Origin of the sequence: Achromobacter sp. 413638, assembly GCF_043119405.1 — a bacterium.
Classification (GTDB): domain Bacteria; phylum Pseudomonadota; class Gammaproteobacteria; order Burkholderiales; family Burkholderiaceae_B; genus Achromobacter.
In genome coordinates, this window is sequence record NZ_JBICCO010000021.1 from 1 (window position 1) to 25,746 (window position 25,746).

The following is a 25,746-nucleotide window of genomic DNA, read 5'->3' on the forward strand; positions in this document are numbered from 1 at the left end:
CCCGGGCCTGGCGGGCCGCGGCTCCCCCTCCCCTCAAACCCAGTTCGCCAGCAGGATGGGCGCCTCCGTTCGCGTCCACTTGACGGCATCTCGGTGCTCAGCCTGGACGCTCCGCACCTTCAACTCCCCAGGAAATCTCATGAAAATCTCCGATTGGAAATCCAAAGTCCAAGCGCTGTTTCGCCCCACCAGGCGCGATCACGCGCCCCTAATAGACGGCCCGCGCGGTCTGTCCGCCAACGCCAACCACAAGCCGGTCGAGATCTCGATCCTCAGCACCGGCGAGCGATTCGTCCATGCCCCCTCGATCGGGGTGGCCGCCGAGCCCCGCGACCTGTCGGCCGATCCGCATCGAGACGAACTGGAACGCGGCGCGGCGGAGGGAATCGAGCGCTGGGACGGAACATCCGTCCGCGACATCGACACGGAACGCTTCTACGACTATCCGCATCTCGAGACGCACACGGCGCTGCAGGCCAGCGTGCCTGTGCAGGCCCGCGCAGAATTCTGGAACCCGGCGCCGCAAAACCCAGCCTATCGGTCCAGCATCACCGTGCTAGCGATCGACCAGTTGGGAGAGGCGCTCGTCAAGCAGTACGTGGTCGAGGAAGGTCGCGACGCCGAGGGGTGGTCCTATTCCGTCATGTCCGCCGACCGAGCCGCCCAGATCCTGCGGGATTACGGTGCTGCCGCAGATCTGCAGCTCGACATTGCAGATGCCCTTTGGGATGGCTCGCTTGCCGTGCAGCCCCCAGCAATTGGCGCGACCTATCGCGGCCCGATCGTCTCGATCGAAGGTGATAGCGCGTACCAGAATGTTGGTGATGAGATCGCGATTGAACACAAGCTCGGAGCGTTGGTCGTGACGAACCCGCAGCAGTACGTGGGCAAGGAAGTCGAAATCAGCTACCCGTGCGGCAAGGTTGGCCTGGTGCGCCAGGTCGACATCATGGCGCTGGAATCGACCGCGTTGGAAAGGGCTGGCGCGGAGAAAACTTCGACCGCCCTCGAGCGCTAGGCGAGCATGCCGACACCAGACGGTGAAGCTAGCCCATCCGCCGGCCGGGGAAAAGCAGCCCCCAAAGCTCGGGGCCATGCTGCCCCCCCTGGCCGGCCGCCCACCGGCGGCCGCGCATCTGCCCCCCTGGGGGAACTCCACCGGCTCCCCCACGCCTGGCGCGCCGGGCGCGGCCCCCTCCCCCAAAAACCCGTTCAGCGGAGGCTGGGCCCCCAGGCCGCCGGCACTGCCGGCATAACTCCACTCGACTCGGACCCTTCAAATGTCCCACAGCTCCCCGTTGCCCGATCGGCCACACGTCAATGCCATCGAAAGGCTGGAACTGCTTCAACAGACTGATCCTCGAGCACAGTTCCGCGCACTGCTGCCTGTATTGGACCGCCTCGTCCGCCTTGGAGTGTCCCACCAGGCTGTCGTAGATACGTTGGCCGCCAGCGGTGTCAGCGTTACCTTGATCGCATTCCGAAAAGCTCTCTACCGATGGCGCAACAAGACTTCCCGTCCGACCGATGCGCAGGCCTCTGCTGGCATGGCGCCGTTGGAATCCAACCTTTCCGGCCCGCCGTCGCCAGCACCTACCCAAGCAGGTTCGCCTCACACCCATACCCACGACCTCCCTGGCGAGATCCTCGGCAAGGCCGATTTGGTTCGCCTTCGCGCGTCACAGCAGCACATAGACCTTACCCACTTGGCTGACCTTGGTCGCCGGAAGCGCTAACCATACGCCCATGGTCGTCAGCCCCCCCTTCGCGGCAACCCCCGCAGCTTCTACCCCAGAAAATTGGAATTCCAACCCATGAAAATCGCGACCTGCAACTACTCTGGATCGGTCGGCAAGACCGTCGCCGCAAGCCATCTCTTCGCCCCGCGCATGCCCGGCGCCGAGATCATCGCCGTAGAGTCCACGAATGAAAGCGCTGCCGATCTCGGACTGCCCGTAGAACAGATGCGCGGCGAGCATTTCGGCCGCCTATTCCGCAAACTTCTGATGGCCGAGTCTGCGATCATCGACGTGGGCGCGTCGAACATCGAGGCATTCCTGGCCGAACTCGTCAAGTACGACGAGGCGCATCTCGAAATCGACTACTACGTGCTGCCGGTTGTTGGCTCTGGCAAAGCCCAGCGCGAGACCATCAAATCCATTCAGGCCCTAGCGGCTATCGGCGTACCCGCCGAGCGCGTGCGCGTGCTATTCAATCGGGTCGATGCGGATGTACATGAGGAATTCGCCGCCATCTTCGGCTATGCACACCACGCCGGCGGCTTCATCGCGAACCCGGAGGCGGCAATCTACGACAACGAGGTTTACGACTTGCTGGCGAACAAGCGCACGACGATCAAAGAGATTCTTGCTGACCCGAAGAACTACCGGCAGCTGCTGCGCGAGGCAGACCGCGATGATCTTCAGGCCATCGCGCATCTGAGCGATATGCACGCCCTGCAGTCGCTGGCCCGTCCAGTGGAACGCCAGCTCGACCGCGCCTTCGCTGCAATCTTCTTGTAGAGAGCTGGATGGCACCCGACACCCCCCTCCCCCCGACGCAAGCAACGGCCACGCCTCCGATGCCACAGCCACGTAGCAAGGTGGAACTGCTCTTCCATGAGATCTTGGCCGAAGGTGGACGTCTCACCGAGCAAAATTCCCTGATTGCCGCGCAGCTTCAAGAGGCGGCGCTGGTGGGTCGGGGAATCCCAGCCCTTCTGCGCCAAGCGAGCGTTGACGCTGGCCAACAAATTGCGACGACTTCTGCTCGCAGCCTGCGAGAGGCAGAGCGCACGTTGGCCAAGGCAGATTGGGATCTGCGCGTAACGGTTCGGGCCCTGGCCGGCGTCAACGCGAGGAATGCCTGGCGCATCGGGCTGCTCTGCGCTGGTTGCGCATTCCTTGGGTCCATTCTCGCGTCGACGCTGGTCATTCTGTTTCTGCGGTAGCCCCACACCATATTGGAGCGCGCGCGACCTGGCACTTCTGGCCGCAGGCGCCGCTCCCCTCTCCCATACATCAAGGACTCACATGGCACCCGACATACGCCGGCGGATCATCAAGGCCGCGCTCATCTTCTTCCCACTCCTGGGCTGGCTGGGCGCGGCCATGTTGCTCTCGGGCATCACGCCGCGCCAGGTCACCTGGCGTGTCCTCTACATCTGGATGCAGGCCACACCCTACCACCCGGCGCTCATCGTCACGCCCGCCGTCGGCCTGACGCTGGCCATCGCGCTCGCCGCCTCGCTGAGCCGCTACGCCAAAAAGGCGGGCTACGACGGCGCCGGCTACGCGAAGCACATCCGCGGCACCGAGGTCGTCCCGCTGAAGAAACTCAAATCGCGATCCCGAGAGAGGGGCAAACAGCAAGTTGACATTGCCGGCGTGCCCATGCCGACCAAGATCGAAACCCTGCACCTGCTGCTCAACGGAGCCACCGGCAGCGGCAAGTCCGTGCTCCTACGTGGCTTGCTCTTCTCGCTGCTCAAACGTGGCGACCGCGCCATCATCGTGGATCCGAACGGCGACCTCTACAGCAAGTTTGGTCGCAAGGATGACGTCATCCTGAATCCCTACGACCAACGCACCGAAGGCTGGTCATTCTTCAACGAAGTGCGGGCGGACTACGATTGGCAACGCCTGGCTATGTCGGTCGTGCCCCTGGGCAAGGACGCCAACGCGGAAGAGTGGAACAGCTTCGGCCGGCTGCTTCTGCGCGAGGCGGCGCGCAAGCTTCACGAACTCGGCACTCCCGACATCGAGGAGCTGTTCCGCTGGTGCACGATCGCCAATGACAAGGATCTCCGCACATTCCTGTCGGGCACTCTAGCCGAATCGCTCTTCGCCGGCTCCACAGAAGCCAGCAAGGCGCTTACGAGCGCACGCTTTGTCCTCTCCAACAAGCTGTCTGAACATATGAGCATGCCGCGCGGCAAGTTCAGCATCCGCGACTGGATGGAGCACGGCTCGGGGTGCCTGTACATCACCTGGCGCGAAGACATGAAGCACGCCATGAAGCCCCTGCTCTCGGCCTGGGTGGATGTCTTCTGCACGGCCCTCTTGTCGCTACCGGAGGATCATCAGCGGCGCTGGTGGGCCATCATCGACGAACTCGCCTCGCTGGAAAAGCTGGCCTCGCTCGAAGATCTGCTCACCAAGGGGCGCAAAAACGGCGGACGCGCGGTGGCAGGCCTGCAATCCGTTTCTCAGCTCGACGACATCTATGGCAAGCAGATGTCGCAGACTCTGCGGGCCAGCTTCCGGTCACTGGTGGTTCTGGGCGGTTCCAAGACCGACCCGGAGACCGCCGAGGAAATGTCCAAGGCCTTGGGCGAGCACGAAGTCGCGCGCCCAGAATACAATCAGAACCGCAACCCCGGTAGCTCGCCCACTACCGGCGAAAAACTGGAGCACACCACCGAGCGTGTGGTAACGCCTGCCCAGATCCAGTCGCTGCCGGACCTCACGGGCTGGCTAGCCTTCGCCGGCGACCGGCCCATCGCAAAATTTGTCCTTGAGCCGATGACTTTCGCCGTCCGCAATGCGCCCTTCGTGGAAGCCAAGCGCGTGGGCGCCTATGCCGCGGCCAACGCAGCGCCTTATGCGGCCACGCACACCTCCTCCGGTGGCCCACAGCCCTGGGCAGGCGACGGCTTGCCCGAAGACCCGACGATGGCGGCATAGCCTATGTCGCTTTTGCGGGCGGCCGGCCGATCTCGAAGTTCACACTCAATCCCCAAGTCCACGTCCCCGGCGCTCGCCATGTGCCGCCCGGCGATCCAACGATCGCGTCGAAGTCACCACGCCGGCCGCCAGCTCACGCGGCGGCCGCGCCCACATAGGATGGTCACCCATGATCTCGCTCAAAACGGTCCACCGCAGCGCGGCCGCCAAGGCCTCCCACTATTACGCGGACCAGAAGGATGACTACTACAGCCGCGACGGCACTGCGGCTCAATGGCAAGGGAAAGCTGGTGAAGCGCTCGGCCTCACCGGCGAAGTGCGCCCTGAACACTTCCTACAAGCCTTGCGCGGCGAATTCGGCCCCAGCATTCAACTCGCCAGCTCCGTACGGCAGGACTCGAAGGCCAGGGCCGCGCTTGACATTACGTTTTCTCCACCGAAGAGTGTCAGTATCCAAGCGCTGGTAGGGCGCGACGCCAGCGTTATAGATGCTCACGATCGAGCTGTGACCAAGGCTCTCGATTTCATCGAAGGTGAGCTTCTGCGCGCCCGTCAGACCAGCGGCGGTGTGACGACAATGGAGCAGACGGGGAACGCACTCATCGCCAAGTTCCGCCACGAGACTGCCAGGCCGACAAGCGGCGCATATTCAGATCCCCAACTCCACACTCACGCGCTGCTGATGAATATCACGCAGCGTTCAGATGGAACCTGGGCGGCGATCGCCAACGACGAGATCTATCGCCTGAAGCCTATGGCCGAGGCCGTATACAACGCCTCGCTAGTGACGGAACTGGAAAAATCTGGCAAATCGGTCCGGTATGAGGGCAAGGGCTTCGAGCTGGCCAGCATCACGCGAAAGCAGATCGAGGCCTTCTCTAAGCGCACACACGACATCAATGCCGGCCTGGAGGCGGTCGGCCACAACCGGCAGACCGCTAGCCGGGCCCTCAAACAGACGATCGCCCTCAAGACTCGCTTGAATAAGACACCAGAGATCTCGAGGGACGCGCTGCAGGCAGATTGGAGGAGCCAAGCAAAGGAGGCGGGCATTTCGTTCGGCCGGCCTGATGCTGAAGCCGCGCTCGCCCTTGGCGCGAGCAGAGAGGCCGCGCCGGCATCTCCTGGAACAGCTGTTGCCGATGGCGCTAGTCTGCCCAACGGAACGCCACCGCCGGAGGCCCAGAAGGGCGAAGCAAGCGCGCTGATTGCCGACGAATGCATCAAATGGGCCATCAAACATCACACTGAACGCGAGTCGGTTATGGAGGGCAAGGATCTGCTCAAGACCGCTCTACGGCGTTCTCACGGGACGGGTCTTGAGCTGAAGGACTTGAAGTCGGCCGTGAAGCGCTTCCTGGACAAGGGCCACCTCATCCTGGGCACGCTGGAGTATCGACCGGCCCACGACCGAAAAGGCGCGGCGATGAGCCGCACGTCCTGGGTCGAGAGTTTGGTGGCGGAAGGCAAGACACCGGGCCAGGCCGAGGCCGAAGTGCGAAAGGCGATGGCAAGCGGCGCCCTCGTCCTGGCCGGAGCGAAGTACACGACACAGGTGGCGCGCGAGCGCGAGAAGCGGATCCTGCAGATCGAGAAGGAAGGCCGCGGCATGCTCACGCCCATACTGCAGCCTGCGGCCGCCAAGGCCGCCATGGCCGCGTTTTCTCTGCGCCCCGGCCAACGCGCCGCTGCGGAGCTGATACTGAGTACGACCGATCGGTTTGTTGGCGTGCAGGGACTGGCTGGGACAGGTAAATCGCACATGCTCGAGAAGATCAAGCAAACAGCGGAGGCAGCTGGATATGTGGTTCAGGCCGTGGCGTCGTATGGCAAACAGATCGAAGCGCTCCGAGACCTGGGAATTGAAGCAAAGACCGTCGCGTCGGTGCTCGAGGCCCGCCAAAAGGACCGCTTCAAACTCGACGCACGGACGGTTCTGGTGATCGACGAGGCCGGCGTGGTCCCCACTCGGATCCTTGAACGACTGATGAAGATGGCCGAGACGGACGGCGCGCGTGTCGTGATGATGGGCGATGTGGCGCATGACGGCCATGCAGGGCAAACCAAAGCCATTGAGGCTGGTCGCCCATTTCACCAGCTGCTTGATGCGGGCATGGCCAAGGCGCTCATGGGTGACATCGTGCGGCAGAAGTCGGTGGACCTGAAGGCTTCCGTCGAGCTGGCCGCCAAGGGCCAAGCGGTAGCGTCGCTGCAATTGCTCGACCAACGCCTGCAGGCCGTCCATACCGTGGCGGAGGACGACATACGCTACGACACGATCGCCAAGCAATATGCCGGCCTGGACGCGGATGCGCGTCGTGAGACGCTGATCATCACTGGGACCAACGATTCGAGGAATTCGCTCAACGAAGCCGCCCACGAAGCCCTCGGCCTAGCGGGAAGAGGCTTTCATTTTGATCTGCTCACCCGTCGCGACACCACCCAGGCCGAGCGCAGGGTGGCCAAGTATTACGTCGCCGGCGACATCATTCAGCCGGAACGCGATTACAAGGCGGGAAGCCTCAAACAGGGAGAGATGTATCGCGTAGTCGGTCCGGTGCGCGACAAGCCGAACCTGCTCGAGGTCGAACACCTCGGCACCAAGGGGCGCATTCAGTTCAATCCGGCTCGCACAGCGAAGATCTCCGTGTACGAGCCTGTACGAGCGGAGCTGTCGGCCGGCGACTGGGTGCGCGTGACGCGCAACAACGCTGCATTGGACTTGGTCAACGGCGGCCGCTTCGAAGTCCTCGCTGTCACACCGACCACTGTAACGATTGGCGATGGGACGCGGCGCATCAGCCTACCGGCTTCGGAGGTCACCCCGCTTCATCTCGATCGCGCCTACGCAACCACCAGCCACAGCTCGCAAGGTCTTACATGCGATCGCGTGCTGATCAACGCAGAGAGTTTCAGCCGGACCACACAGAAGGACGTGTACTACGTGGCGATTTCTCGCGCGCGTCACAGAGCTGAGATTTACACCAATGATGCATCGAAGCTGTCGGAGGCCATTAGCCGCCTAGAGCAGAAAACGGCAGCTCTGGATATCGGCATCGAATCGACGCGCCCCTGGCGACAAAAAGACATGGCTCATGGCCGGGGATTTGAACGATGATCCCGACCCAACTCGCGGCAGGCCGCAGAATCACGGTGCGAGAGTGCAGGTTGGACATTTTCTGGGTCTAGAAACAGTGAGTCCTCGGCGGGACCCATCCAGCCGAGGACTCTATCACGATGAAATTTAGGAGAAGTCATTGTGATGGGGCGAACATTATCAGGTTCTCGGAACGCCAGCAAGGTTTTGGACAGCTTGCTCATGTACCCCGCGGATTAACTCGGTAGATTTTCGGCATCACCTCGCTTCGAACATTTGTCTCCGCTTGTATGCCGCGCCTGGATCGTGTCGAGACGTGCGCGCATGAAGTGGGAAAAGTGCAGCGACCCGCGTGAAAGGGCTATCAACGCCAGAAATGGTGAGTCCCCGGCGGGAGCCTTCCAGCCAGGGACTCTATCACTATGAAAATTTGGAGAAGTCTCATTGTGATGCCGCGCAGATTATCAGTTTATCAACGTCACAGCAACGGCTCGCTGAAATCGCATGCGGAGTTCGCAAGTCGATTATGTGGATTCAATACAAAATATCCGAACACGAGGAATTGCAGTTTGCGGGCACATATGCGGAGACGATGCCTAGCGCAACGCATCAATGCGAGATGCGTTGCGTGGGAGCAACCCTAGGGGTTTCGTGCATTGTGGGGATTGCCGTTCACGCTTAAAAACATTCACCCGTGCCGATTCGGGATTACCCGGCTTCGAATTCGTTAATCCCCGGCAACGGACCATATCCAACGCAAAATCATAATCATGGAGAAGCATTCGTGAAACGTACCGCCCTATCCGTAGCTCTCATCGGTCTCGGCCTGGCCTCGAGCGTCGCCTCGGCTGAAACCAGCGTGACCCTGTACGGCATTGCCGACGTCAGCATCCGCTACGTCAATACCAGCGACGGCCAAACCGGCGCTGACGGCAGCCGCCTCTCAATGTCCAACGGCGCCATTTCTAACAGCCGTTGGGGCCTGCGTGGCTCGGAAGACCTGGGCGACGGCAACCGCGCCTTCTTCCGCCTGGAGCAAGGCTTCGACGTGCAAAACGGCAAGTCCTCCAGCTCCGGTAAGACCTTCAACCGTCTGGCCTACGTCGGCCTGGACGGCGGCAAGATCGGCGCGCTCACGCTGGGCCTACAGAACACGGTCATCCAGGACCTGATGGCCGACCACTTCGATCCGCTGACTGTCGGCAACTACGCCGAAAACTCGTGGCTGCCTGCGGCGATGGGTCGCGTCCGCGCGGACAATGCCTTCCGCTATGCGAATACGCTGGGAGACCTGGCTGTGATTGGCCAGTGGTCCAATGGTGACAAGTGGTCGGACCGCGCCGCCGGCCAGCAAATGGGTATCAGCCTGCGTTACACGATCGGCCAGCTCGGCCTGGGTGGTGCCTTCCAGAAGACCTTCGGGGCCAACGACTCGGACAAGCGTCAGCAGGTGTGGAACCTCAGCGCCTCGTATCAGTTCGAAGTCGTCAAGGTCTTCGCCGGCTATTTCAACGGCAAGGATCAGACCAACTGGGTCAACGGCATCATGGGCCGAGCGGTGGACAACAACAGCACCCTGGATCGCAAGGACAACGGCTACTTCCTGGGCGCCAGCTGGCAGGCCACCCCGCGCTGGACCATCACCGGCGCCGCCTACTACGACCAGGCCAAGAACGTCGTGGTCGACGGCGACAAGGGCAAGCGCTATGCCCTGATCGCCGTTGCCGAGTACGCGCTGTCCAAGCGCACCCAGGTGTACGGCACCGTGGACTACAACAAGGTCCGCGACGCCTCGACCGGTGATATCTCCGGCCGCACCAGCCAAGTCGGCGGCGGCCTGGGCATTCGCCACATCTTCTGATCGCAAACCGCGATTCAAGGCCTGCCCCCGGCCGCATGAAGTACGAAAGCCCACCGCAAACACGGTGGGCTTTTTTTTGCTAGGCCAGAGTGCGAACTATTTCGCCGGTGTCCGAACAGCAAACCATGCCGCCTCGACGTCGCTATACAGCTTTCCGACGGGGATGAGGACCGTGTCCTTACCTACTACGCTCCGCGCGATGTCGCATAGCATTGCCTGCCGCTCAAGGCCATTACCTGCCTGTACGCCAGTGCGACCCACCTCCCTCAGAAACTCAGCCAAATCGTCATCACGGGTGGTTGGGGACCATGCTTCCTCCAGACCGTTGCCGCCTTTACGCAGCACCTTCACCCCTATAGGAGCGAACCCGGGATATAGCGAAAGGCGAATTTCGGCGAAGATATTGCAGATGTCTGCCAATAGCAGATCTAGATAGATGGGGTCGAGCCACGAGATTTCCCGTTCCTCTAGAACGGTGACGGCCCCTCGATTGATGTCCAGCAGGTTCAAGCCGAGTTGTATCGTGGCCGCCGGGGTCTTATTTCCCGCTAATACTGCATTTGGGACTTCAGTCGGAACCATGTTCTCTACACTCCTAAAAGTACAACTTCTGTACCAACGCCGTCCCAACGGCGGGATACAGCCGGGAATATTGGTCATAGGAGGGGACGATAATAGGCCACTAGAGTCCCATATATGTCTCATCTTCTGCGCTCTAACGCGGCTACCCGTCAAAATCTCATCGAATGTATACGCGAAAGCTCCTGGCAAAGCATGCAATCACACCACGTTGCCACGGCCGGGAGCCTTTGTTGTCATACAAAAGAACTCCGCACTTGGTGAGAAAAGACAAAACAAATCAAAAAGATAGCTGCACCCGGAGGGTGCGTCCTGTGTGAGGGCCTTAAGGGGCGCGGCGCCGGAACGGCGGCGCGTGCCTTAAGGGACTCCGTGAACGTCCGGGGGACGTTCACAACGTCCGTAGGACGGCCCCGCCGGCGCAGCCGGGGGGAACGGCCGCCCGCATAGAGACAGCCCCCAACAAAGCAAAAGGGCCACCCCTAGGGTGGCCCTTTTGCTTTGCGCCCTCCGTGCCTACACGATGCGCTCCAGCTCAGAGATCAACGACAACCCGGCCATTGTCGTAGCGGTGCACAAGCCCAAGCAGGGCAGCGGCGTTCCCCGCACCAGGGGACACCCGCCAAAGCTCCAACAAGGCAGCACGCACCGGCCCAGCATATCGACGCAGTACCAGACGTGCCCGGCACTGGTCCCGCAAGCCATAGGCCCGGCCAGTTCCATCCTGGCCAGCCTGCCTCGTGCGTCGGCTGGCCCGCTGTCGGCCGGTGGCCAGAGCCGCAGTAGCGGCGAACTTCGCCGCCAGCAACTCGCCCCAGTATTCCCCGTCTTCCGTAGTCCAGGTGGTATGCATTACGCCACCTCCAACCCGGCGGCTCGTCTTTCGGACGCCGGCCAATGCTTCTCGGCTCGCCCGCGCAAGATGCGGGCCATCTGATCCGCCTGATCACGCAGGCGGGCGGCAGTCCGTTCCAACTCGGTGGCTCGTGCGTGCAACGCGCGAATGCCTTCGCAGTCGCGCAGGAGCGGCGTACCCACTTCCGGAAGCCGCGCAATGGCGGCGAGAAACACCTCGTGCTCCATGATCGTCTCCATGTCAGAAGAAGGGCCGGGCCAGGCGGCCCGGCCTCGCTCACCTACTAATCATCGCCCTGGTCGTCGCCCTCATCGTCGGACGGGTGGTCGTCGTGGACTTCGCCTGCTGGACCAACGGTATCGGGGGAACTCCCCGCCCCACGCATCAGATCTGGCACCCACCCCTTGCCCGCGAGCAAGCGCTCGGCAGTGGCGGCGGCCTCGATGCGATGCGGATCCTTTAGCTCATCCACCAAACGTTTGATAGCTGCCTCCATCTTGATCTGGCCGCATTCGATTGCCAGCAACTCCGACTCGGGCAACGATGCCAGGATCGCAGTTCTGCGTCGGTCGAGCTCCTCACCTGCCTCCCTGGGCCACTGCCAATGCCCGGAATACGGCCCAAGCCCGGACATTGCGGCAAGGGCCTTGGGGTCCTTCCGGAAATAGCCCGTTAGGTAAGCCCTCACACCTGCATCGAATTCATATTCAAAGTTCATGCTGCCATCCTTTCTACAGTGGTCAATTGCAAGCGCTGCATTGCTGCGGCGTGATATTTAGGATCCATCTCGATGCCATAAAAGCGCCGGCCTACCTGGCGCGCGGCCACGCACGTCGACCCCGAGCCGGCGAAGGGATCCAGCACGATCGCGCGCGGCTGCGTGAATGCTTCGATAAGCGGCGCCAGGCACTCGACGGGCTTCTGAGTCGGGTGATACCGATTCCCGGAATACTTCCAAGGCAACACATCGGGCAGCGGCTGGGCCGGCAGCGGTGGCTGGCCCTTCGCCAGCAGATATGCGGCTTCATGGCGATAGCCGACAAACCGAGCCTTCGAGCTGTACTCTTTCGCAAAGACGATGTGGCCGACGGCGCGCAGGCCGGCGGCCCGCCAGGCCGCGAAGAAGCGGTCCACCTTGTTCCAGCCGTAGAACGAAATGCAGAGCGTGTTGTCACGCATCACGCGGTGGATGTGCCTGAACGCCGGGACCAACCAATCATCATTGATATCGTTTGCGATGCTGCGGCCGTCACGGTCCTGGTAGTTCACCAAGTAGGGCGGATCGGTGAGGACCATATCAACGCAACGGTCGGGCAATGTGGGAAGAATGGACAGGCAATCGCCCAGCTCTACGCGGCTCATGAAAAGCTCCTTGCGTGCAGCAGGATCGACGGTCGTTCCTCTGTACTGCACGGGGCAGGAGGGCGCAGGCCTGGAGAGGCGGGTCAAGGGACCGTGGAATACCGCAGTGCGCGCAGCGCGCGAGGATATGCCGCGAAAGCCCTTGAAATGCCCGGCGCGGCGACATAGCCGCGTGCCGTGCCGGGCATGCCCCGACACGAAGGGCATGCGACTGTAGGCACCGTGCAGTACATGCCTGGCTCACTGCAGGCCGATGGGTTGAATTCGCAGGCCAGAGGCCTGCCCGCGGCCGCCGGCGCCGCCAGAGGGCGCGGCCCTTGCTCTCAACCCGGCCGCAGGACGGGTTCTCGCTTCAGCTTGGCCAGTGGCGCTCGCGCGCGCGCCCTATACTGAACATCTGCATGCCACCTGGGAGCACGGAAATGTGCGGTCGCATCGTCCAGAAGTCAGGGCCACTCGACTACGTCGAACGGATCTTCCCCAATGTCCACAAGATATTCAGCGACCCGGCCGGCCCGCGCTACAACATCCCTCCGGGCACACGGCCGCTGACCATGCACCGGATGGGCGGCGAGTTCGCGCTGGACCGCCTGTGGTGGACCTGGCGCCCCAGTGGGTCGAAATATGCGATGAACTGCGCACGGCTAGACAAGATCCTCGCGGGGAAGTGGCCGTGGAAGATGCTAACCGGGCACGGCCGTATCCTCGTTCCAGCCGACGGCTGGTACGAATGGCAGGCGCTGACCGATGCGCCCAAGCCGCCGAAGCAGCCCTACTACATCCACGCCGCAGATGGCGCCCCGCTCTACTTCGCCGCACTGTCGGCCTGGCACCCTGGCGCGGACAAGGACGAGGCCCACGGCTTTGCGATCATCACCAACGATTCCCTGGGTGGGATGGTCGACGTCCATGACCGGCGCCCAGTCGCGCTGCAGGCCGACTTGGCCATGCACTGGATGGACCCAGAGTTCCCGACCGCGCAGGCTGTCGAGCTGCTGCAGCACAGCCTGCCGGAAACGGCATTCACATGGCATACGGTCCGGCGCGACGTCGGCAGCTCGCGCTATCAACTACCCGACGCGATCGAGCCGGCACCGCCTATCCAGCCATGACGCGGTCGTAGAGAACGAGAGCAGCCGCAAACGTCGCCTCCATGCCATACCGGGTGCCGTTGCCGCTCCACAGTTCGTATTGCCAGCGATGATCGACGCGCACGCGGCAGATCCGCCAGCCCCCAGGACCGTCCCAGTAGTAATCGTCCATCGCTTGCCAGTCGGTCGCATCGGCCATGGTCTGCCCCTATTTCGGAAAATTGTCGCCGGATTGCACTCAGACGAGTTCGAAATATACTGGATATTCATCCAGGTATCGCACCATGCCATTCCGCCCTGCCCTCACCGCCGAAGACCTACACAACATGCGTGTCCGCAACACGCATCCTGACGGCACCATAGACCCAGATCTGTTGGCTGCGCTGTGGGAGATCAAGCGCCTGCGAACCTATCCTTTGCGCTTGCACCAGATGGCCGGCGAACTGAAGCGGCCCATCGGCGTGACGGGCATCGTCTACGACGGGGTCCTGGCCGAACTGCCCGCCGAGCCCTGTGTCCAGGAACGCGATCAGATGACGGCCGAGCTATTGGAGGCGCCGTACAAGCTCAGGAAGGGGATGCCGGCTCGGTAGGATGCTCGCTGTCGGATCGCCCGGCGATAGCCTATCTGGCGCCGGCCGCTGGGCCTAAGACGATCGGTCAAGTTCCTGCAGCAGGGCCATGCCTTCCGCCTGGCGCTGGCGCAACAGCGCCGCGATGTCCGCCCACACGCCAGGAGCTGGTTTGCGATCTCCCGCTGCCCATTCGCGTACACGTCGGTCCCCAACGCCCAGCGCGCGGGCGAGATCCGATTGCCAGCGATCGCCGTAGAGCAACTGCCCCGCCCGCTCGAGCTGCTCTGGTCCCCAGGTCTTTGCGCGCTGAGTCGCTGAGAGATAGTGGTAATACCCGAGCCAGAAGGGGCCTTGATCTTCAAGTCGCACGCCGGCGGGCGGGTCGGCCAAGTCTGCGGGGAGTTTCGCGAGTAGCGCTTCCACCTCGTCTTTGCCAGCGCGAGCAAAGTTCTTGTGCTTGCGGACCAGCGCCAGACCGGACGCCGGTTGTACCAACAAGACATCCAATATGGCAGTCGGCATTTCGCCGGCACCAGGCCAAACTGCTCGGGCAAGTTGGCCAAGCGTGTAGAGAGTGGCTGTCGCGGTCATCATGCTTCCCCAAAGCCGATGTTGCCTACCCAGGTTATAGCGCCATGAGGCCAGCCCATGACCTGTTCCACGAACGTCCGCTCTCCCGACTGACAGTAGTAATCGACGGCCTCTTCTCGCGTGTCCCACCCTTGCTCGCCATGGAACGAAATTAGGCCTTGCTCATCCTTCGAATAGATTTCGATCGTACGCATATCAGGCTCCGTGTAGCCAAGTTCAAGCGGCCCCAATGGCCATCTTGTTAAACATATTTTGCGCCTAAATTTAGGCGCAGTCAATCAACTACGACGCTTCATCTCTGGGTACATCGGTCGGCTCGCTACGCTGCCAAGTCCTGTATCTCGGACTTCCGACATCAGCTGATTGGCTACCGACGAAGTGCATGTTTGGAAGTTCTATTTCTTACTGGCGCCTGCGTGGGGGCCGGTGGGTATGTGGGTGCAATCCGGGGAGCCGGTGGGCAACCCTGTGGGCAGGCGCGTGGGCAAGCGGAGCTTGTCCATCCGGCTGTCCATAGGGTTGTCCATGGGCCGAGCGTAGCGAGCCGGATGGTCCCGGAGGGAGCATCCACATATCCACGGGTCCGCTTTTCTCACCATTGCCGAGGACGACCTCAAGGGCCTTGTTTAGCGGCTAAACCCACCGCAAGAGCCGCTCATGTAGAGACGTTCAGGCAGGCAGAAAAATGAATTGCGACAGTCTAATTTTTAGACTATATTGAATTCACGGATCATTGCATCCGACCGCTCCGCGGGTCACAGTGGAAGGAGAATGGAATGACGAAGGTCTACGCCTACAGGATGGGCAGAGTCACGGAAACCGGCAAAGCCATTTATGGGATTTGCTTCGCTCACGAACTGATCAATGAAAGCGACGCCCAGCACACCGTCTCAGACAATGTAGACGCTCTAAGACGCGGCGATGGCACATGGGCGGACGTACTCGTGGACAACGCGGAGTACGTCATCCTCAACAATCAGGGCGAAATTGACATCGACCGCGAAGCTATGCGCATCGCGGCTGCGGCGCGGCCCGCGCAGAGCGATGATGGCGAAGACGAGATCTATCCCTACACTCTCAACAACTGATAGGACGGGCCGGTCATGATTCATTCCCAGGACAAAGCTTCACCGGATTGGGTAAGCCGCATCATTCACGGCTACGAGAACCGCCTGCGCGAGGGCGACGCCGACCGCGAAGCGGTGGCCGCCGGATTGCAGAAGTCTGCAGGCTGGTGGCTGGCCGGCGAGTTGCTTGTCCTGGCTGATAGCCTGGGCAACGCCGCCATCAGTGACATAGTACGCACCATGCTCAACCCCAGCGGCCGCTATGCCCGCGTGACTCTGAAGCAGCGCTACGCGGTAGCCGATGCGCTGCTTACTGTGTACGGCACTGCTTGGGCCGTCTATGCGACGGCAATGGGCACAACGCAAGAAGCCCTCAAGATTGCAAGGGACACTGATGGATGATCTGGATTTCTCGGGCTTGACGGATGATCAGCTCATAAGCCTTGCCAGGGCCTGCTGCATCGAGGCCCTGCAGCGCAGCCCAGCCGCCAGCAACGCTATGTTGGACATGATGCGTGATGAAGCGGCAGCGGCACGGCTCAAAGCTGATTTGCTTCAAGACCGAGATTCGATGCTGCTGGAGCAGGCCGGTCAACTGGTGGGCCGAGCCCCCGCCGATATCAGCTTGCTACATGTGTATAGCCGCGGCCGGCGGCGCGTCTATATCAATGAGGGCCCCTACCGCTACTCGCGTTCCCATCTCGTAGACTATGACACCATGGCCGCGACGATTTCGACTGTCGCGGCGCTGCGCGAGCGCCGACGCGAGCTAATCGAGTTTTGTGCCGGCCTGGCCGCCGTAGTCCCTCTCGATACCCACATCGCATAATGAAAAATCAACTGGCAAACCCGCTGCAGGGGCTGATCGCAAAAGCGGCCGGCCTGCCTCGCCATACGGGCGAAGTGGCGCGCTCGCAAGAGCGGATCGCTCGCGTCAACAATCGGCCGACTGTCGTACTCGCAGATGTGTCAGGCTCGATGGAAAGCCCCGCTTGGGGCGGCCGAACGAAGCACGCCGTGCTGCGTGAAGCCATCGCGCAAACGCTCCTATCGGACAGGCACGAGTTGATGGCTTTTGCGGGCCACGTGACGCCCCTGAGCAGCGCCGAAAATTTGCCGCAGCCCGGCGGTAGCACTGCGCTAGATCGGGCGCTGCTTGCGGCGATTCAACGCGCGCCCGGCCGCATTCTCGTCATCAGCGACGGCGAACCCAACGATGAAGATGCTGCCCTTGCGGCTGCCGCGCAGTTTGGCGGCGTGATCGACGTGCTCTACATCGGACCCGATTCGAATGCAGCGGCAATGCGATTCCTCCAGCGCCTCGCGCTGGCGGGCCATGGCCGCTACCATGGCAGCGACATTGCGCGTGCTGGTCAGCCTGCTCTCGTGAATACCATACAGATGCTGCTGCCACGATGAATTATCTCCTTTACGTCACGCTCAATGATCAGATCCGCGAGCGCGTCAGGCCAGAAGATTGCGACGCTGTTGAGCAGGCAGGCATCATCGATCGCACGCTCTTGCCCGTCTTGCAGACAGGCCAGGGATGGGCCAACAGTCGAAGGAGCGGATATGCGGTGCGCGGCGAAATCAATGCCAGTGCCGCGAGTTTCCAGCTCTTGAACGAAGGCTGTCCCATTGCTGTCTTGGCGGTGTCTCTCAACGCCAAGACCAGCCGTCGAATGTGGGAGTGGATACACGTGCACTCCCCCACGCCGCTCCCGGAAAATGGCATTGCCCCCGAACCCGCCTGGGCCGCTCTGCGGTATGACGTGCCCGAAACTGTCTTGCCAGACTGGATTGACTGGTGGGCCAAGCACGTTGGCCACGCGCTGCTGCACAGAGAGGGATGGTGATGATTGCCGCTGAATTGCGGGCATGGCAACAGCGCCATGGCTACACGTATGCGAGCGCTGCTGCCTCGCTCGGCGTTTGCCGCGCTACGTACGCCAATTTCCTGGCCAAAGAGGGCGATCTTCCGCGCATGCTGGCACTGGCATGTGCCGCTATCGATTTCGGCATTGATCTTGAAAGAGGTCAGCCGCGCGGCCGGCGGAAGTCGCCTACGGCGTAGATGTTTGGAAGTTCTATCTCTTACTGGCGCCTGCGTGGGGGCCGGTGGGTATGTGGGTGCAATCCGGGGAGCCGGTGGGCAACTCTGTGGGCAGGCGCGTGGGCAAGCAGAGCTTGTCCATCCGGCTGTCCATAGCGTTGTCCACGGGCCGAGCTGCGCGAGCCGGATGGTCCCGGAGGGAGCATCCACATATCCATGGGTCCGCTTCTTCCCGTCCGTTTAGCGCTCCAGGTCTCGCCCCTTGGCGCGATCATTTTCGAGCTGCGTGCTCTTCTCGACCTGGCGCCCTGCTCCACCATCAACAATGCCCACACCGCCATGTGGATAGCGGATGCTCATGACCTGGCCGTCGACAAGGTCCTGCGAGTTCAACAGCGCGTGGCGCGCGTGCAGCACCATGTGATCGCCTTGAGCCTGCACCACATAGCGCTCAGTGCATCCTACGATCAAACCCTCATACGACTGGCCTGGCGCCGGCGCGTCGAACTGGACCTTCTCACCGGCCACCACTCTGCCGAGGTCGCGCGCGTGCTCTTGCTCGAGGTCGGTAATGTGGGCGCGTATAAGTCGCTCCAACCGCGTCGAGCTCCCCTCGTAGGCGTCGATCGCCGCCTGGATCATGTCCTTGCGTGCCATCCCCCCCCAGTCGATTACATAGCCGGCGTCGCGCGCCACATGGCCGATGAATTCACGCGTGGAGCGACCATTCCCTTCGCGGAACGGGTGGAGGACGTTGAGTTCACCAAGGTAGAAACCGGCTCGTTGGCAGAAGGTGTCGACGTCCAGGCCACGGAGCAATTGTTCGCGGTGAAGCGGCCGGATGATTTCCGGCGCATAGCTCTCAATCTGCTCGTGGCTTGCGAAGCGGGTATTGCCCTTGGAGATATCGACTGTTCGAAGTTGCCCGGCCCATTCGTACACATCGGCAAATAGTCTGTGATGGATGGCTTGGAGATGCGCCAGGTCGAATCGGCCAGGCACTGGGTTACGCGCCATTTCATACGACCGAATTACGGAGAGAGCCGTCTCGGCCTCATCCAGCTTGACCTGGTCTGTGATCCCGAGCCGATTCCGGAGAATTCCCGAATTCGGGTCAATGTAGGGATCTTGTGCGTGCGCAGGATACTTCGCCACGTATTTACTCCACGAGCGATCAAAAAAAATGCCGGCTCACTTGGCCGGCATTTCGTGGAGATCCCCTTCGACGATTCGCCGTCGGGTACTCTCAAGCACTTCTTCGATTGTCATCTCGCCGCGAACGACCTGGCCCAGCTCGGCAATAGTTCGGGGGTCCGGCTCAAGGCCTTCGAGGCGCTGGTTACCAACCGCGATGTCGAGGGCCCGCTGACGATCGCGCAGCGCAGGGTCAAATTGCATGGTTGCCTCCGCAATGCTGAGGTGTACATTTTACCGCAGTGGAGAGGGCGCAGCCAGCATGGCGTGTGCGGCATCTTTCCCGCAGTCGCCACGCGTCAATCTGGAAACAGCTTCACCATCGCGAACCACGCCAGGGCTGGCACGAGGAGGCCGGCGCACGCGTATAGAATCCACTTCGACATTTCGCTGGACGACAATATGCCCTTCTCGGCGAGGTACCAAATCACACCAATCAGACAGCTGCATATGACAAAGACTACGAGAAGGTAGTCCTGTATCAATTGGACGTTCATCAAGGCTCTCCTGAGTAGAGGATACTGCCAGGCGGCGATCGAGGCCGCACTGGCGCAAAGGGCGTCATGCAGCTACGCGGCCTGAGCGACGAGTTCCCTGCTGGCGATCGCAAATTGGTCGCGCCGGGCACCGCCACGCTCTTCCGCCGCAAGCCAACGCGGAGGCTTGCCGCGCCCGCTCCAGGTTTCCCCGGTTTGCGGATGGCGATACTTGGGCTGGACCGGAGGCCGCTGCTTGCGCACCGCAGCATCTGCGGCACGCGCCTTCGCCGGGCCGGCCGGCCGGTATGCGGCGTGGATTTCCTCGGGGGATATGGAGTTTTCGCGCATCGATTGGACGATGATCTTGAGTTGTTCGGCTCGCCCTGCGACCTTCAGATGGTCGCGCTTTTGCTCAAGCTTCTTGATCTGCGCTTCGATTTTCGCAAGTGCTTTGTTCATGTCACTTCCAGAGTTCGAGGTTGAAAGCGGTTTAGCCGCTAAATGTCACGCCGTGATTGCTAATCCTGCAGCTTCGGCCTCCAGAGCTTCACGAGTTCCTTGAAGCGCTCATGGATCTGTTCGCCATACTGGTCGGGGTATTGGCCGTGTCGACTACGCATGAGACCTATAACAAGCATCATGTCGTCGCCGATTTCGGTGTCGACCGCCCAGAAATCTGTCAGATCGAACCCACCGCAGCTCGCCGCGTTCCACCAGGCCAGCAGAAAGTCGGCCACACGCTTGCTCTGCGGCGTGTCGCGCCGGGCGATTGTCAATAGTCGATCTAGCGCTTCGGATTCAGGATCTGCTTCCTTCGCCGGCGCCGCGGGTTCGTGGGCGCGCTTGGCTGGCTTCTGCACCCGCGGATTCGCATCGCTCGCCTTGGTGACCTCGCGCAGCTTCTTAACCTGCGACCTGTTGATCTTCCCTTCGGAAGATTCCAGGAACTGCTCCACGGCTTCAGGGGCGGCAGCATGAGCGACGACGAGTTCCTTTGCCAGCGTGACGTCCGTCACCTTCCCGTTCGCGACCGCCTCGGCCACAGGCTCCGGCAGGCTCAACATCGCCACATGCATACTCACCCATGCCTTCGATTTGCCCATCTTTGCGGCAATGTCCGCCTGCGACATCCCGGTCGAGAGCTTTCCGCCGATGAAATCCGCCATTTCGCGGCCGGTGAGCGGTTCACGCTGGATGTTCTCGAGGACCTGATCGAAGTCGTCAAAGTCAGGGTCCTCATGCGCGGGGATGCCCTGGAGGCCGGCCTCGACGGTGCCCAGGTAGCGCCGGGCTCCGTGGTTGACGAGGAAGTCCCCAGCAATCGTGGGGTGCGGGCGAAGTGAGATTGGAATCAACACGCCCCGCTTGCCTTCCTGCGCGCGAGCGCGGATCGATTCGGCCATTTCCGTGATGCTCTCCGCTTTCAGGCCGGGGTTGTTGCCGCTACGGACGTTTTCACCGAGGTGGATCCGAGCTACAGGATAGATCTTGTATCCGCCGTTCGGCTGTGGCCCATCCAGTAGGGCGGCCAGGTCACCCAGACCTTCCAAATCGAGGCCGCCGCGTCCGCCTTGCCCGAGTTCTACCTTCATTTGGCAACTCCCATCACGCCTAGGACGTGCTCGCCGAGCGCTCGCATTTCGGCGCCAGCGGCACGAGCCGTCGTCTTCCTGCTCTTCCAGACGGGCTCGCCAGCTGCCAAGGCTTCGGCGACGCTGGTGCGGAGACCGACGACGACTGGCGCCATGAGCTTGCTGTGGGCAGCCTGCACTTCCTGCAGATGACGAAGGTGGCGAGGATTACGCCGATCCACTCGATTCGCAACGAGACCCAGGAACTGCAATCTAGAATTTTGCTGCTTGGCGCCGGCGATCACACGGATCATGTCCTTGATGCCTTCGATGCTGTAGTCCTCCATTTCAACGGGACTGATCACCGCGTCGGCGCAACGCAGGGCTGTAATGGTTGCTATACCGATGTTCGCCGGCGTATCAATCACGCAGAGATCCACGCCCTGTCGTGCGAAAAGGTCAAGGTTTACCCGGAAATTCGCGCAGGCTCGCTCGAGATCCATGTAGATGACATTCGCCATGAGGCGATCAGCGTGTAGCAGGCTCAGTGTCTGGTCGAAACTGGGCACGTGCGGCGGCTCATCCACGAAGAGCGTACTGGCCGAGATCTCCAATCGATGGTGACGCATGGTCTTCGACAAGTTGCCAGTATCAAGATCGACGACCAGTGTTTTGAGGCCTCGATCGGCCGCGTGGAATCCGATGTGGGCAGCATCCGTGGTTTTACCCACGCCACCCTTGCCGTTTGCGATCACAAGTGTCTTCATCATTGCCTCTAGGAAGATGATGTTGAGCGACCCACCTCTGCAGGATTTAGCCGCTAAACACAATCAGGGTTCGTGCTGCTGCGGTGTGTGCGGGTTTGGCAGATCAGGCCAAACGTCCCAGTAGTCAGTAGGCCTCAGCTCCTCGCGAGGAATCCCCAGCTCTTTGAACAGGCGGACACAGTGAGTCGTCCCCAGGGGAGCTTTGCTCTTGAGCATCTTGTTGACGGCTGGCTGCGTCACACCCAAGATGCGGGCCAGCGCTTCCTGCGTCCCGCCTGCGAGGGCAATTGCCTTGCGCAAGGCCGTGTGGGATGGTCCGAGTTCTTCAGTGGAGTCAGGCATAGAGATCATTTTATAACTAGAGTTATTTTTTGGTCAAAGGAATTTTATTACTAGAGTTTTTGACGCGCTAGTACTGCAAGAATAGGCTGCGCGCATGAATCAAATGGCGATCTCGGCTCGGATCAAAGAAAGGCGCAAGCAACTGCGCCTAACGCAGGAACAGCTTGCGGACCTGGCCAACCTCACACAAGCCGCGATCGCCAAGATCGAGCGCGGTGGAGCAACGCGCCATATCGCAGAGATCGCCAAGGCGCTCAGCGTCACCACGAATTGGCTGGTCTATGGCGAGGAATCGAAATCACTGGATCAGCTGGAGGGCTACTGGCCCTTCAAGGTTGCGCGCCTGGCAGACTTCGAAGCCCTGTCTCCCGCCAAACGCAATGAGCTGGACCTACGGCTGGCTGATTTCATTGCAGGCGCAATGGAAACCAAAAGAACCGCGTAGTTGCAAGGCACCCGCTCGCCCGCGATTTCCGCGCGGGCTGCCCACGAATCCTGTCCCTCGGCTCTCACCCAGTAGGGGAAAGCTCGCGATAGTACCTTCGTTGTTTCGCTTTGCGCAAAAAGTAAGCAAATAAGATTTACGATACTGAATATTCCTATTTTTATAACTACAGTATTGCGCTATTTTATGACTTCCGTTATATTTTTGGTGCCGAAGCAATTTTCGGTCTTGCTCTTTCACAATCCGACATAGAAGTAGGTCCTGCGCGCACCACCTGGTGCCGCATAGGGGGAGACAGCCACGACGATTGAAGGCCCCAGGGACAAAAACAAGTGGCAAGAATTGCTGTGCATACCTGCGGCCCGTGAAGTCCGCTGGCCTATCGGGGAAGAGAAAACAACAAAAACCGGGTAATCGTCAGTGCAAAAGCCGGTATGTATAGCAATCTCGTGGTGCAGAGGATGCGACTCGAAGGGTCCCCTGGCACCGCTTCCGGTGAAGACGACGCTTCGCGCGTCCGTAGCCCCGGGAACGAGCGCCCAAGCAAGATCAGCATGCCCCCCGTGGCGAGTAACGGGTTCGGGCGAAGACCGCGCCAGGCCAACTGGCGTGCGCCGTGCAAGTCGGCAGGAAGCCATCCGCGTCGATGTATCTCGCGGACGGCATCCGAATCGGCACTTGTCACCAAGCACTGTTTAGCCGCTAAACGCGGCACCGCGAAGTGCTCCGATTCCGATGCTGCCAAGGGCCCGGATAAATGGGCCGGACAATGTGCTGGACGAACAACACCGTCATTGCTCAAAGCTCACAATCTAGGAACCATCAGATGGACGAGAAAAACACCAAGCCTGCCGGCGTGGCGAAAGTCGGTCGCCGCGTGGCCTACCAGGTCGGCGTCGTAGCTCTAATCGCGATCACCACTCTTGCGGCAATAGGCTGGGTTCTAGACAACTGGAGCACATTGCTCCGCTGGTTTTCATTTGGAGGAAGCTTTTGGGGAGCTGCAGCTCTTAACGTGGTCGCCGTGGCAACGATCGCCTGGTGTTGCGGCGTACTGCTTTCCTCTGAAGATCCCACGAACCTCGTCGGGCAATGGAAGATATATGCGATCGCCCTGGTTGCACTGTTCATTGCACTGCTAGCCGCCGGAGGTCTGTTAAGCACCTTCACCAAGGTCTCCGACTTGAATGTCTACCAGAAGCTCACAGCAATAGTTGTTGTGGCACCAGTAATCAGCTTGGTGCTGGGGGTGCCGCTCTATTGCGTAATGCTGTTGGGAGAAGCCCTTCGTGGGCACCGATAGCCGGACTCACGTTCAATGAGAATCAGCGCCTCCACTTACACGTGAGGCCAAGCGCGCGATCTTCGCCACCGAGCGCACTGATGGAGACACAAACTTGATAGCCTCCGGACTCATCCTTTGCGTGCTGGCCCTTATCGTGAGTCACATTACGGTCGGTACCGCATTGACCGAAGACGGACGACTTGCGGCCCGTTTCTTGCGGCTAACTGCCGTTATCGGTTTGGTCGTCTGCGGCGTATACATGTGCACAGATCGCACCGTCAACCTTCCTCGCAGTTTCACGGAAAGCGTAGCTCCCTTCAACTCTAGCCAGGCCAAGGACACGGATTCGCCACGCTCCGCCGAAACAGCGGAGCCGACAATTGGGCAAGAAGCCAAGTAACGCAGAGGCGCCATGGACCGAAAACTCCATCAAATCGAGATCCGCCTGGGCGACGTCACTCGCCACTACAGCCCCGAATTTCAAACGAACCAAGAACACAGCGCGGCATGGAAGCGCACCCTTCTGATGGCGCACGGCAAAGGCGTCGTCCGGTGTTGTTGCCTCGGGCCTGGTGATAAGCGGCTGTCTATACATAGCCGAGCCAACTCGGATCGATTCCATCTGGCGCGGTTTCCGCATACCGGCGTAGAACATGCGGAAGACTGCATCTTCTATGGCGTAGATCCTGGCTTGTCAGGGTTGGGGGCCTATCGGAAAGGGGTTGTCCAAGAACTCGACGACGGCACGACGAAGATCAAACTCAAGGTCGGGCTGCAACAGAGACCGACCTCAGCGCCGGAGGAAGACAGCGCAACGCCGGAATCCAAGCCGCCCCAATCAGCGAAGCGCCCGCGCTCTGGCCAGTCGAGTATGACGCTGCTTGGTCTGTTGCACTACTTGTGGACGCAGGCGGGACTTCACACCTGGTCCCCGGCGATGCAGGACAAGCGGTCCATCGGCGTAATCCACTATTACCTACAGCAGGTTGCATCGTCGACCTACGCGGGCCGCGTTCGCTTGGCGAGCAACCTCTTGGTTGCTGCGCCGTCCGCTGGACGCCAGGCCGACTTGAATGGCGCCAAGTCCCTCGAAGCTATGAATCAGCGACGACGCCTCGTCGTTGTTGCCCCCCTCGCCCAATATCAGGAAGGCATGGAAGCCGGTTCGAAGCTGCCGATCGCGGGCTTTCACGGAATTCCTCACCTACCGATGTCGCCTGAACTCTGGGCAACACTGGGTCAGCGCTACAAGCATGAGCTGAATTCTTGGATGGCTGGTGGGCGTCTCGTCGCGATCGCTCAAACTGATGTTCCTGTCCCCGCTCGCGGTGCAGTTCAAGCGCAACTGGTTGACGTCGCCGTCATGCATGTCACGCCGCAATGGATCCCGATCGACTCGGGGTACGAGGGCGTGGTCGTCGCTGGCCTTGTAGCCGAACAACGGCGCTTTGAAAAACCGCTGCGCTTCGACGCCGGCCAGGAAGAAGTCTTCCCCGACTTCTGGCTCAAGGACGCCGGAGGGACGCCCCTACCGATGGAAGTCTGGGGCATGACAGATCCGGATTACTTGGAACGAAAGAAGGCCAAGGTCGCGCACTACGACCAGACCTATCCCGGGCGATGGTGGGGCTGGGACGCAGCGTCCGGTGACGCAGTTCCCGAATTTCCTCCGCGTTCCTGACTACTCAACTCCCGGCCGGCCCCCAGCTCGCACGACCTTGGTTCGTGCGGCGAACCCGCACGCCTACACCAACGAGAGGCAAACATGAACCTAAAGCACCGCCTGGTCAGATGGGTAATGCTGGAGAAGGCAAGTGAATATACAGGCCGCTCCATCGACTCGTTC

30 protein-coding genes are annotated in these 25,746 nt (G+C 61.0%); 17 read left to right on the plus strand and 13 right to left on the minus strand.

The window, feature by feature from the left end; genetic code table 11:
* Positions 1-139 precede the first annotated feature (139 nt).
* The 6 genes from ACEU5R_RS10815 (at position 140) to ACEU5R_RS10840 (ending at position 9,643) form a co-directional block, all read left to right on the plus strand.
* Positions 140-1,018, plus strand: coding sequence for a hypothetical protein (locus ACEU5R_RS10815; RefSeq protein WP_392410132.1), 879 nt, complete (start codon positions 140-142; stop codon positions 1,016-1,018).
* Between the two features lie 796 nt (positions 1,019-1,814).
* A complete protein-coding gene (stbB, locus tag ACEU5R_RS10820; RefSeq protein WP_392410134.1) occupies positions 1,815-2,522 on the plus strand; it encodes a StbB family protein in 708 nt (235 codons plus the stop codon).
* 8 nt (positions 2,523-2,530) lie between these two features.
* Positions 2,531-2,950 carry a hypothetical protein gene (locus ACEU5R_RS10825; RefSeq protein WP_392410136.1) on the plus strand — a complete coding sequence of 140 codons (420 nt, stop codon included), beginning with the start codon at positions 2,531-2,533 and terminating at the stop codon, positions 2,948-2,950.
* An 82-nt stretch (positions 2,951-3,032) separates the two neighbouring features.
* Positions 3,033-4,685: a type IV secretion system DNA-binding domain-containing protein gene (locus ACEU5R_RS10830; RefSeq protein ID WP_392410137.1), complete on the plus strand. Its 1,653-nt coding sequence runs from the start codon at positions 3,033-3,035 to the stop codon at positions 4,683-4,685.
* 169 nt (positions 4,686-4,854) lie between these two features.
* Positions 4,855-7,803 (plus strand): MobF family relaxase, encoded by a 2,949-nt coding sequence (mobF, locus tag ACEU5R_RS10835; protein ID WP_392410138.1) that lies wholly within the window; start codon positions 4,855-4,857, stop codon positions 7,801-7,803.
* Positions 7,804-8,566: 763 nt separating this feature from the next.
* Positions 8,567-9,643 carry a porin gene (locus ACEU5R_RS10840; RefSeq protein WP_392410140.1) on the plus strand — a complete coding sequence of 359 codons (1,077 nt, stop codon included), beginning with the start codon at positions 8,567-8,569 and terminating at the stop codon, positions 9,641-9,643.
* Positions 9,644-9,739: 96 nt separating this feature from the next.
* On the opposite strand, the gene ACEU5R_RS10845 is transcribed toward ACEU5R_RS10840, so the two are convergent.
* The 4 genes from ACEU5R_RS10845 to ACEU5R_RS10860 all read right to left on the minus strand — a co-directional run bounded on the left by ACEU5R_RS10845 (position 9,740) and on the right by ACEU5R_RS10860 (position 12,440).
* Complete coding sequence (locus ACEU5R_RS10845; protein WP_392410141.1) at positions 9,740-10,225, minus strand: hypothetical protein; 486 nt, start codon at positions 10,223-10,225, stop codon at positions 9,740-9,742.
* Positions 10,226-11,074: 849 nt separating this feature from the next.
* Positions 11,075-11,305 (minus strand): stable inheritance protein KleA, encoded by a 231-nt coding sequence (gene kleA / locus ACEU5R_RS10850; protein ID WP_392410143.1) that lies wholly within the window; start codon positions 11,303-11,305, stop codon positions 11,075-11,077.
* A gap of 56 nt (positions 11,306-11,361) precedes the next feature.
* Complete coding sequence (locus ACEU5R_RS10855; protein WP_392410144.1) at positions 11,362-11,796, minus strand: hypothetical protein; 435 nt, start codon at positions 11,794-11,796, stop codon at positions 11,362-11,364.
* Positions 11,793-12,440, minus strand: a complete 648-nt coding sequence (locus ACEU5R_RS10860; protein WP_392410145.1) for a DNA methyltransferase — start codon at positions 12,438-12,440, stop codon at positions 11,793-11,795. The genes ACEU5R_RS10855 and ACEU5R_RS10860 overlap by 4 nt, the downstream gene beginning before the upstream one ends.
* 422 nt (positions 12,441-12,862) lie before the next feature.
* Here ACEU5R_RS10860 and ACEU5R_RS10865 point away from each other — a divergent pair, with 422 nt between their 5' ends.
* A complete protein-coding gene (locus ACEU5R_RS10865; RefSeq protein WP_392410146.1) occupies positions 12,863-13,552 on the plus strand; it encodes an SOS response-associated peptidase in 690 nt (229 codons plus the stop codon).
* Here ACEU5R_RS10865 and ACEU5R_RS10870 read toward each other — a convergent pair.
* Positions 13,539-13,730 (minus strand): hypothetical protein, encoded by a 192-nt coding sequence (locus tag ACEU5R_RS10870; RefSeq protein WP_392410147.1) that lies wholly within the window; start codon positions 13,728-13,730, stop codon positions 13,539-13,541. The two genes, ACEU5R_RS10865 and ACEU5R_RS10870, sit on opposite strands and share 14 nt — an antisense overlap.
* A 127-nt stretch (positions 13,731-13,857) precedes the next feature.
* Between ACEU5R_RS10870 and ACEU5R_RS10875 the strand changes: the two genes are divergently transcribed.
* On the plus strand, positions 13,858-14,124 hold the full coding sequence (locus ACEU5R_RS10875) for a hypothetical protein (RefSeq protein WP_392410148.1): 267 nt from the start codon (positions 13,858-13,860) through the stop codon (positions 14,122-14,124).
* Between the two features lie 54 nt (positions 14,125-14,178).
* On the opposite strand, the gene ACEU5R_RS10880 is transcribed toward ACEU5R_RS10875, so the two are convergent.
* Positions 14,179-14,628, minus strand: a complete 450-nt coding sequence (locus ACEU5R_RS10880; RefSeq protein ID WP_392410149.1) for a hypothetical protein — start codon at positions 14,626-14,628, stop codon at positions 14,179-14,181.
* 68 nt (positions 14,629-14,696) lie between these two features.
* Entirely contained in the window at positions 14,697-14,891 is a 195-nt protein-coding gene (locus tag ACEU5R_RS10885) for a hypothetical protein (protein ID WP_392410150.1), read from the minus strand.
* Between the two features lie 582 nt (positions 14,892-15,473).
* Between ACEU5R_RS10885 and ACEU5R_RS10890 the strand changes: the two genes are divergently transcribed.
* The 6 genes from ACEU5R_RS10890 to ACEU5R_RS10915 are packed head-to-tail and all read left to right on the plus strand — an operon-like array spanning position 15,474 to position 17,838.
* Positions 15,474-15,785: a hypothetical protein gene (locus tag ACEU5R_RS10890; protein WP_392410151.1), complete on the plus strand. Its 312-nt coding sequence runs from the start codon at positions 15,474-15,476 to the stop codon at positions 15,783-15,785.
* A 15-nt stretch (positions 15,786-15,800) separates the two neighbouring features.
* Complete coding sequence (locus ACEU5R_RS10895) at positions 15,801-16,166, plus strand: hypothetical protein (protein ID WP_392410152.1); 366 nt, start codon at positions 15,801-15,803, stop codon at positions 16,164-16,166.
* Complete coding sequence (locus tag ACEU5R_RS10900) at positions 16,159-16,593, plus strand: hypothetical protein (protein WP_392410153.1); 435 nt, start codon at positions 16,159-16,161, stop codon at positions 16,591-16,593. Before ACEU5R_RS10895 ends, ACEU5R_RS10900 begins: the two co-directional genes overlap by 8 nt.
* Positions 16,593-17,183 (plus strand): vWA domain-containing protein, encoded by a 591-nt coding sequence (locus ACEU5R_RS10905; RefSeq protein WP_392410154.1) that lies wholly within the window; start codon positions 16,593-16,595, stop codon positions 17,181-17,183. The genes ACEU5R_RS10900 and ACEU5R_RS10905 overlap by 1 nt, the downstream gene beginning before the upstream one ends.
* A complete protein-coding gene (locus ACEU5R_RS10910) occupies positions 17,180-17,620 on the plus strand; it encodes a hypothetical protein (RefSeq protein ID WP_392410155.1) in 441 nt (146 codons plus the stop codon). The genes ACEU5R_RS10905 and ACEU5R_RS10910 overlap by 4 nt, the downstream gene beginning before the upstream one ends.
* A complete protein-coding gene (locus ACEU5R_RS10915; RefSeq protein WP_392410156.1) occupies positions 17,620-17,838 on the plus strand; it encodes a hypothetical protein in 219 nt (72 codons plus the stop codon). Before ACEU5R_RS10910 ends, ACEU5R_RS10915 begins: the two co-directional genes overlap by 1 nt.
* A gap of 219 nt (positions 17,839-18,057) precedes the next feature.
* Here the strand turns inward: ACEU5R_RS10915 and ACEU5R_RS10920 are convergent, their stop codons facing one another.
* The 6 genes from ACEU5R_RS10920 to ACEU5R_RS10945 form a co-directional block, all read right to left on the minus strand.
* Positions 18,058-18,972, minus strand: a complete 915-nt coding sequence (locus tag ACEU5R_RS10920) for a Fic/DOC family protein (RefSeq protein WP_392410157.1) — start codon at positions 18,970-18,972, stop codon at positions 18,058-18,060.
* A 36-nt stretch (positions 18,973-19,008) separates the two neighbouring features.
* Complete coding sequence (locus ACEU5R_RS10925) at positions 19,009-19,215, minus strand: antitoxin VbhA family protein (RefSeq protein WP_392410158.1); 207 nt, start codon at positions 19,213-19,215, stop codon at positions 19,009-19,011.
* Positions 19,216-19,580: 365 nt separating this feature from the next.
* The gene (locus ACEU5R_RS10930; protein ID WP_392410159.1) at positions 19,581-19,949 is read right to left on the minus strand and encodes an H-NS family nucleoid-associated regulatory protein; all 369 of its coding nucleotides are present in this window, start codon (positions 19,947-19,949) and stop codon (positions 19,581-19,583) included.
* Between the two features lie 59 nt (positions 19,950-20,008).
* Complete coding sequence (locus ACEU5R_RS10935) at positions 20,009-21,082, minus strand: ParB/RepB/Spo0J family partition protein (protein ID WP_392410160.1); 1,074 nt, start codon at positions 21,080-21,082, stop codon at positions 20,009-20,011.
* Positions 21,079-21,828 carry a ParA family protein gene (locus ACEU5R_RS10940; RefSeq protein WP_392410162.1) on the minus strand — a complete coding sequence of 250 codons (750 nt, stop codon included), beginning with the start codon at positions 21,826-21,828 and terminating at the stop codon, positions 21,079-21,081. The genes ACEU5R_RS10935 and ACEU5R_RS10940 overlap by 4 nt, the downstream gene beginning before the upstream one ends.
* A 63-nt stretch (positions 21,829-21,891) precedes the next feature.
* Positions 21,892-22,179, minus strand: coding sequence for a transcriptional regulator (locus ACEU5R_RS10945; RefSeq protein ID WP_392410163.1), 288 nt, complete (start codon positions 22,177-22,179; stop codon positions 21,892-21,894).
* An 85-nt stretch (positions 22,180-22,264) separates the two neighbouring features.
* Here ACEU5R_RS10945 and ACEU5R_RS10950 point away from each other — a divergent pair, with 85 nt between their 5' ends.
* The 3 genes from ACEU5R_RS10950 (at position 22,265) to ACEU5R_RS10960 (ending at position 25,581) form a co-directional block, all read left to right on the plus strand.
* Positions 22,265-22,615 (plus strand): helix-turn-helix domain-containing protein, encoded by a 351-nt coding sequence (locus ACEU5R_RS10950; RefSeq protein ID WP_392410164.1) that lies wholly within the window; start codon positions 22,265-22,267, stop codon positions 22,613-22,615.
* An 826-nt stretch (positions 22,616-23,441) separates the two neighbouring features.
* Entirely contained in the window at positions 23,442-23,918 is a 477-nt protein-coding gene (locus ACEU5R_RS10955) for a hypothetical protein (protein WP_392410165.1), read from the plus strand.
* 394 nt (positions 23,919-24,312) lie between these two features.
* Complete coding sequence (locus tag ACEU5R_RS10960) at positions 24,313-25,581, plus strand: DUF1173 family protein (protein ID WP_392410166.1); 1,269 nt, start codon at positions 24,313-24,315, stop codon at positions 25,579-25,581.
* The last annotated feature ends 165 nt before the right edge of the window (positions 25,582-25,746 follow it).

What these genes read in the sequence shown, in the direction of transcription:
- ACEU5R_RS10815 (WP_392410132.1), top strand. Translation starts at nt 140, where the DNA reads ATGAAAATCTCCGATTGGAAATCCAAAGTCCAAGCGCTGTTTCGCCCC.
- stbB (WP_392410134.1), top strand. Translation starts at nt 1,815, where the DNA reads ATGAAAATCGCGACCTGCAACTACTCTGGATCGGTCGGCAAGACCGTC.
- ACEU5R_RS10825 (WP_392410136.1), top strand. Translation starts at nt 2,531, where the DNA reads ATGGCACCCGACACCCCCCTCCCCCCGACGCAAGCAACGGCCACGCCT.
- ACEU5R_RS10830 (WP_392410137.1), top strand. Translation starts at nt 3,033, where the DNA reads ATGGCACCCGACATACGCCGGCGGATCATCAAGGCCGCGCTCATCTTC.
- mobF (WP_392410138.1), top strand. Translation starts at nt 4,855, where the DNA reads ATGATCTCGCTCAAAACGGTCCACCGCAGCGCGGCCGCCAAGGCCTCC.
- ACEU5R_RS10845 (WP_392410141.1), bottom strand. Translation starts at nt 10,225, where the DNA reads ATGGTTCCGACTGAAGTCCCAAATGCAGTATTAGCGGGAAATAAGACC.
- kleA (WP_392410143.1), bottom strand. Translation starts at nt 11,305, where the DNA reads ATGGAGCACGAGGTGTTTCTCGCCGCCATTGCGCGGCTTCCGGAAGTG.
- ACEU5R_RS10855 (WP_392410144.1), bottom strand. Translation starts at nt 11,796, where the DNA reads ATGAACTTTGAATATGAATTCGATGCAGGTGTGAGGGCTTACCTAACG.
- ACEU5R_RS10860 (WP_392410145.1), bottom strand. Translation starts at nt 12,440, where the DNA reads ATGAGCCGCGTAGAGCTGGGCGATTGCCTGTCCATTCTTCCCACATTG.
- ACEU5R_RS10865 (WP_392410146.1), top strand. Translation starts at nt 12,863, where the DNA reads ATGTGCGGTCGCATCGTCCAGAAGTCAGGGCCACTCGACTACGTCGAA.
- ACEU5R_RS10870 (WP_392410147.1), bottom strand. Translation starts at nt 13,730, where the DNA reads ATGGCCGATGCGACCGACTGGCAAGCGATGGACGATTACTACTGGGAC.
- ACEU5R_RS10875 (WP_392410148.1), top strand. Translation starts at nt 13,858, where the DNA reads ATGCGTGTCCGCAACACGCATCCTGACGGCACCATAGACCCAGATCTG.
- ACEU5R_RS10880 (WP_392410149.1), bottom strand. Translation starts at nt 14,628, where the DNA reads ATGCCGACTGCCATATTGGATGTCTTGTTGGTACAACCGGCGTCCGGT.
- ACEU5R_RS10885 (WP_392410150.1), bottom strand. Translation starts at nt 14,891, where the DNA reads ATGCGTACGATCGAAATCTATTCGAAGGATGAGCAAGGCCTAATTTCG.
- ACEU5R_RS10890 (WP_392410151.1), top strand. Translation starts at nt 15,474, where the DNA reads ATGACGAAGGTCTACGCCTACAGGATGGGCAGAGTCACGGAAACCGGC.
- ACEU5R_RS10895 (WP_392410152.1), top strand. Translation starts at nt 15,801, where the DNA reads ATGATTCATTCCCAGGACAAAGCTTCACCGGATTGGGTAAGCCGCATC.
- ACEU5R_RS10900 (WP_392410153.1), top strand. Translation starts at nt 16,159, where the DNA reads ATGGATGATCTGGATTTCTCGGGCTTGACGGATGATCAGCTCATAAGC.
- ACEU5R_RS10905 (WP_392410154.1), top strand. Translation starts at nt 16,593, where the DNA reads ATGAAAAATCAACTGGCAAACCCGCTGCAGGGGCTGATCGCAAAAGCG.
- ACEU5R_RS10910 (WP_392410155.1), top strand. Translation starts at nt 17,180, where the DNA reads ATGAATTATCTCCTTTACGTCACGCTCAATGATCAGATCCGCGAGCGC.
- ACEU5R_RS10915 (WP_392410156.1), top strand. Translation starts at nt 17,620, where the DNA reads ATGATTGCCGCTGAATTGCGGGCATGGCAACAGCGCCATGGCTACACG.
- ACEU5R_RS10925 (WP_392410158.1), bottom strand. Translation starts at nt 19,215, where the DNA reads ATGCAATTTGACCCTGCGCTGCGCGATCGTCAGCGGGCCCTCGACATC.
- ACEU5R_RS10930 (WP_392410159.1), bottom strand. Translation starts at nt 19,949, where the DNA reads ATGAACAAAGCACTTGCGAAAATCGAAGCGCAGATCAAGAAGCTTGAG.
- ACEU5R_RS10935 (WP_392410160.1), bottom strand. Translation starts at nt 21,082, where the DNA reads ATGAAGGTAGAACTCGGGCAAGGCGGACGCGGCGGCCTCGATTTGGAA.
- ACEU5R_RS10940 (WP_392410162.1), bottom strand. Translation starts at nt 21,828, where the DNA reads ATGAAGACACTTGTGATCGCAAACGGCAAGGGTGGCGTGGGTAAAACC.
- ACEU5R_RS10945 (WP_392410163.1), bottom strand. Translation starts at nt 22,179, where the DNA reads ATGATCTCTATGCCTGACTCCACTGAAGAACTCGGACCATCCCACACG.
- ACEU5R_RS10950 (WP_392410164.1), top strand. Translation starts at nt 22,265, where the DNA reads ATGAATCAAATGGCGATCTCGGCTCGGATCAAAGAAAGGCGCAAGCAA.
- ACEU5R_RS10955 (WP_392410165.1), top strand. Translation starts at nt 23,442, where the DNA reads ATGGACGAGAAAAACACCAAGCCTGCCGGCGTGGCGAAAGTCGGTCGC.
- ACEU5R_RS10960 (WP_392410166.1), top strand. Translation starts at nt 24,313, where the DNA reads ATGGACCGAAAACTCCATCAAATCGAGATCCGCCTGGGCGACGTCACT.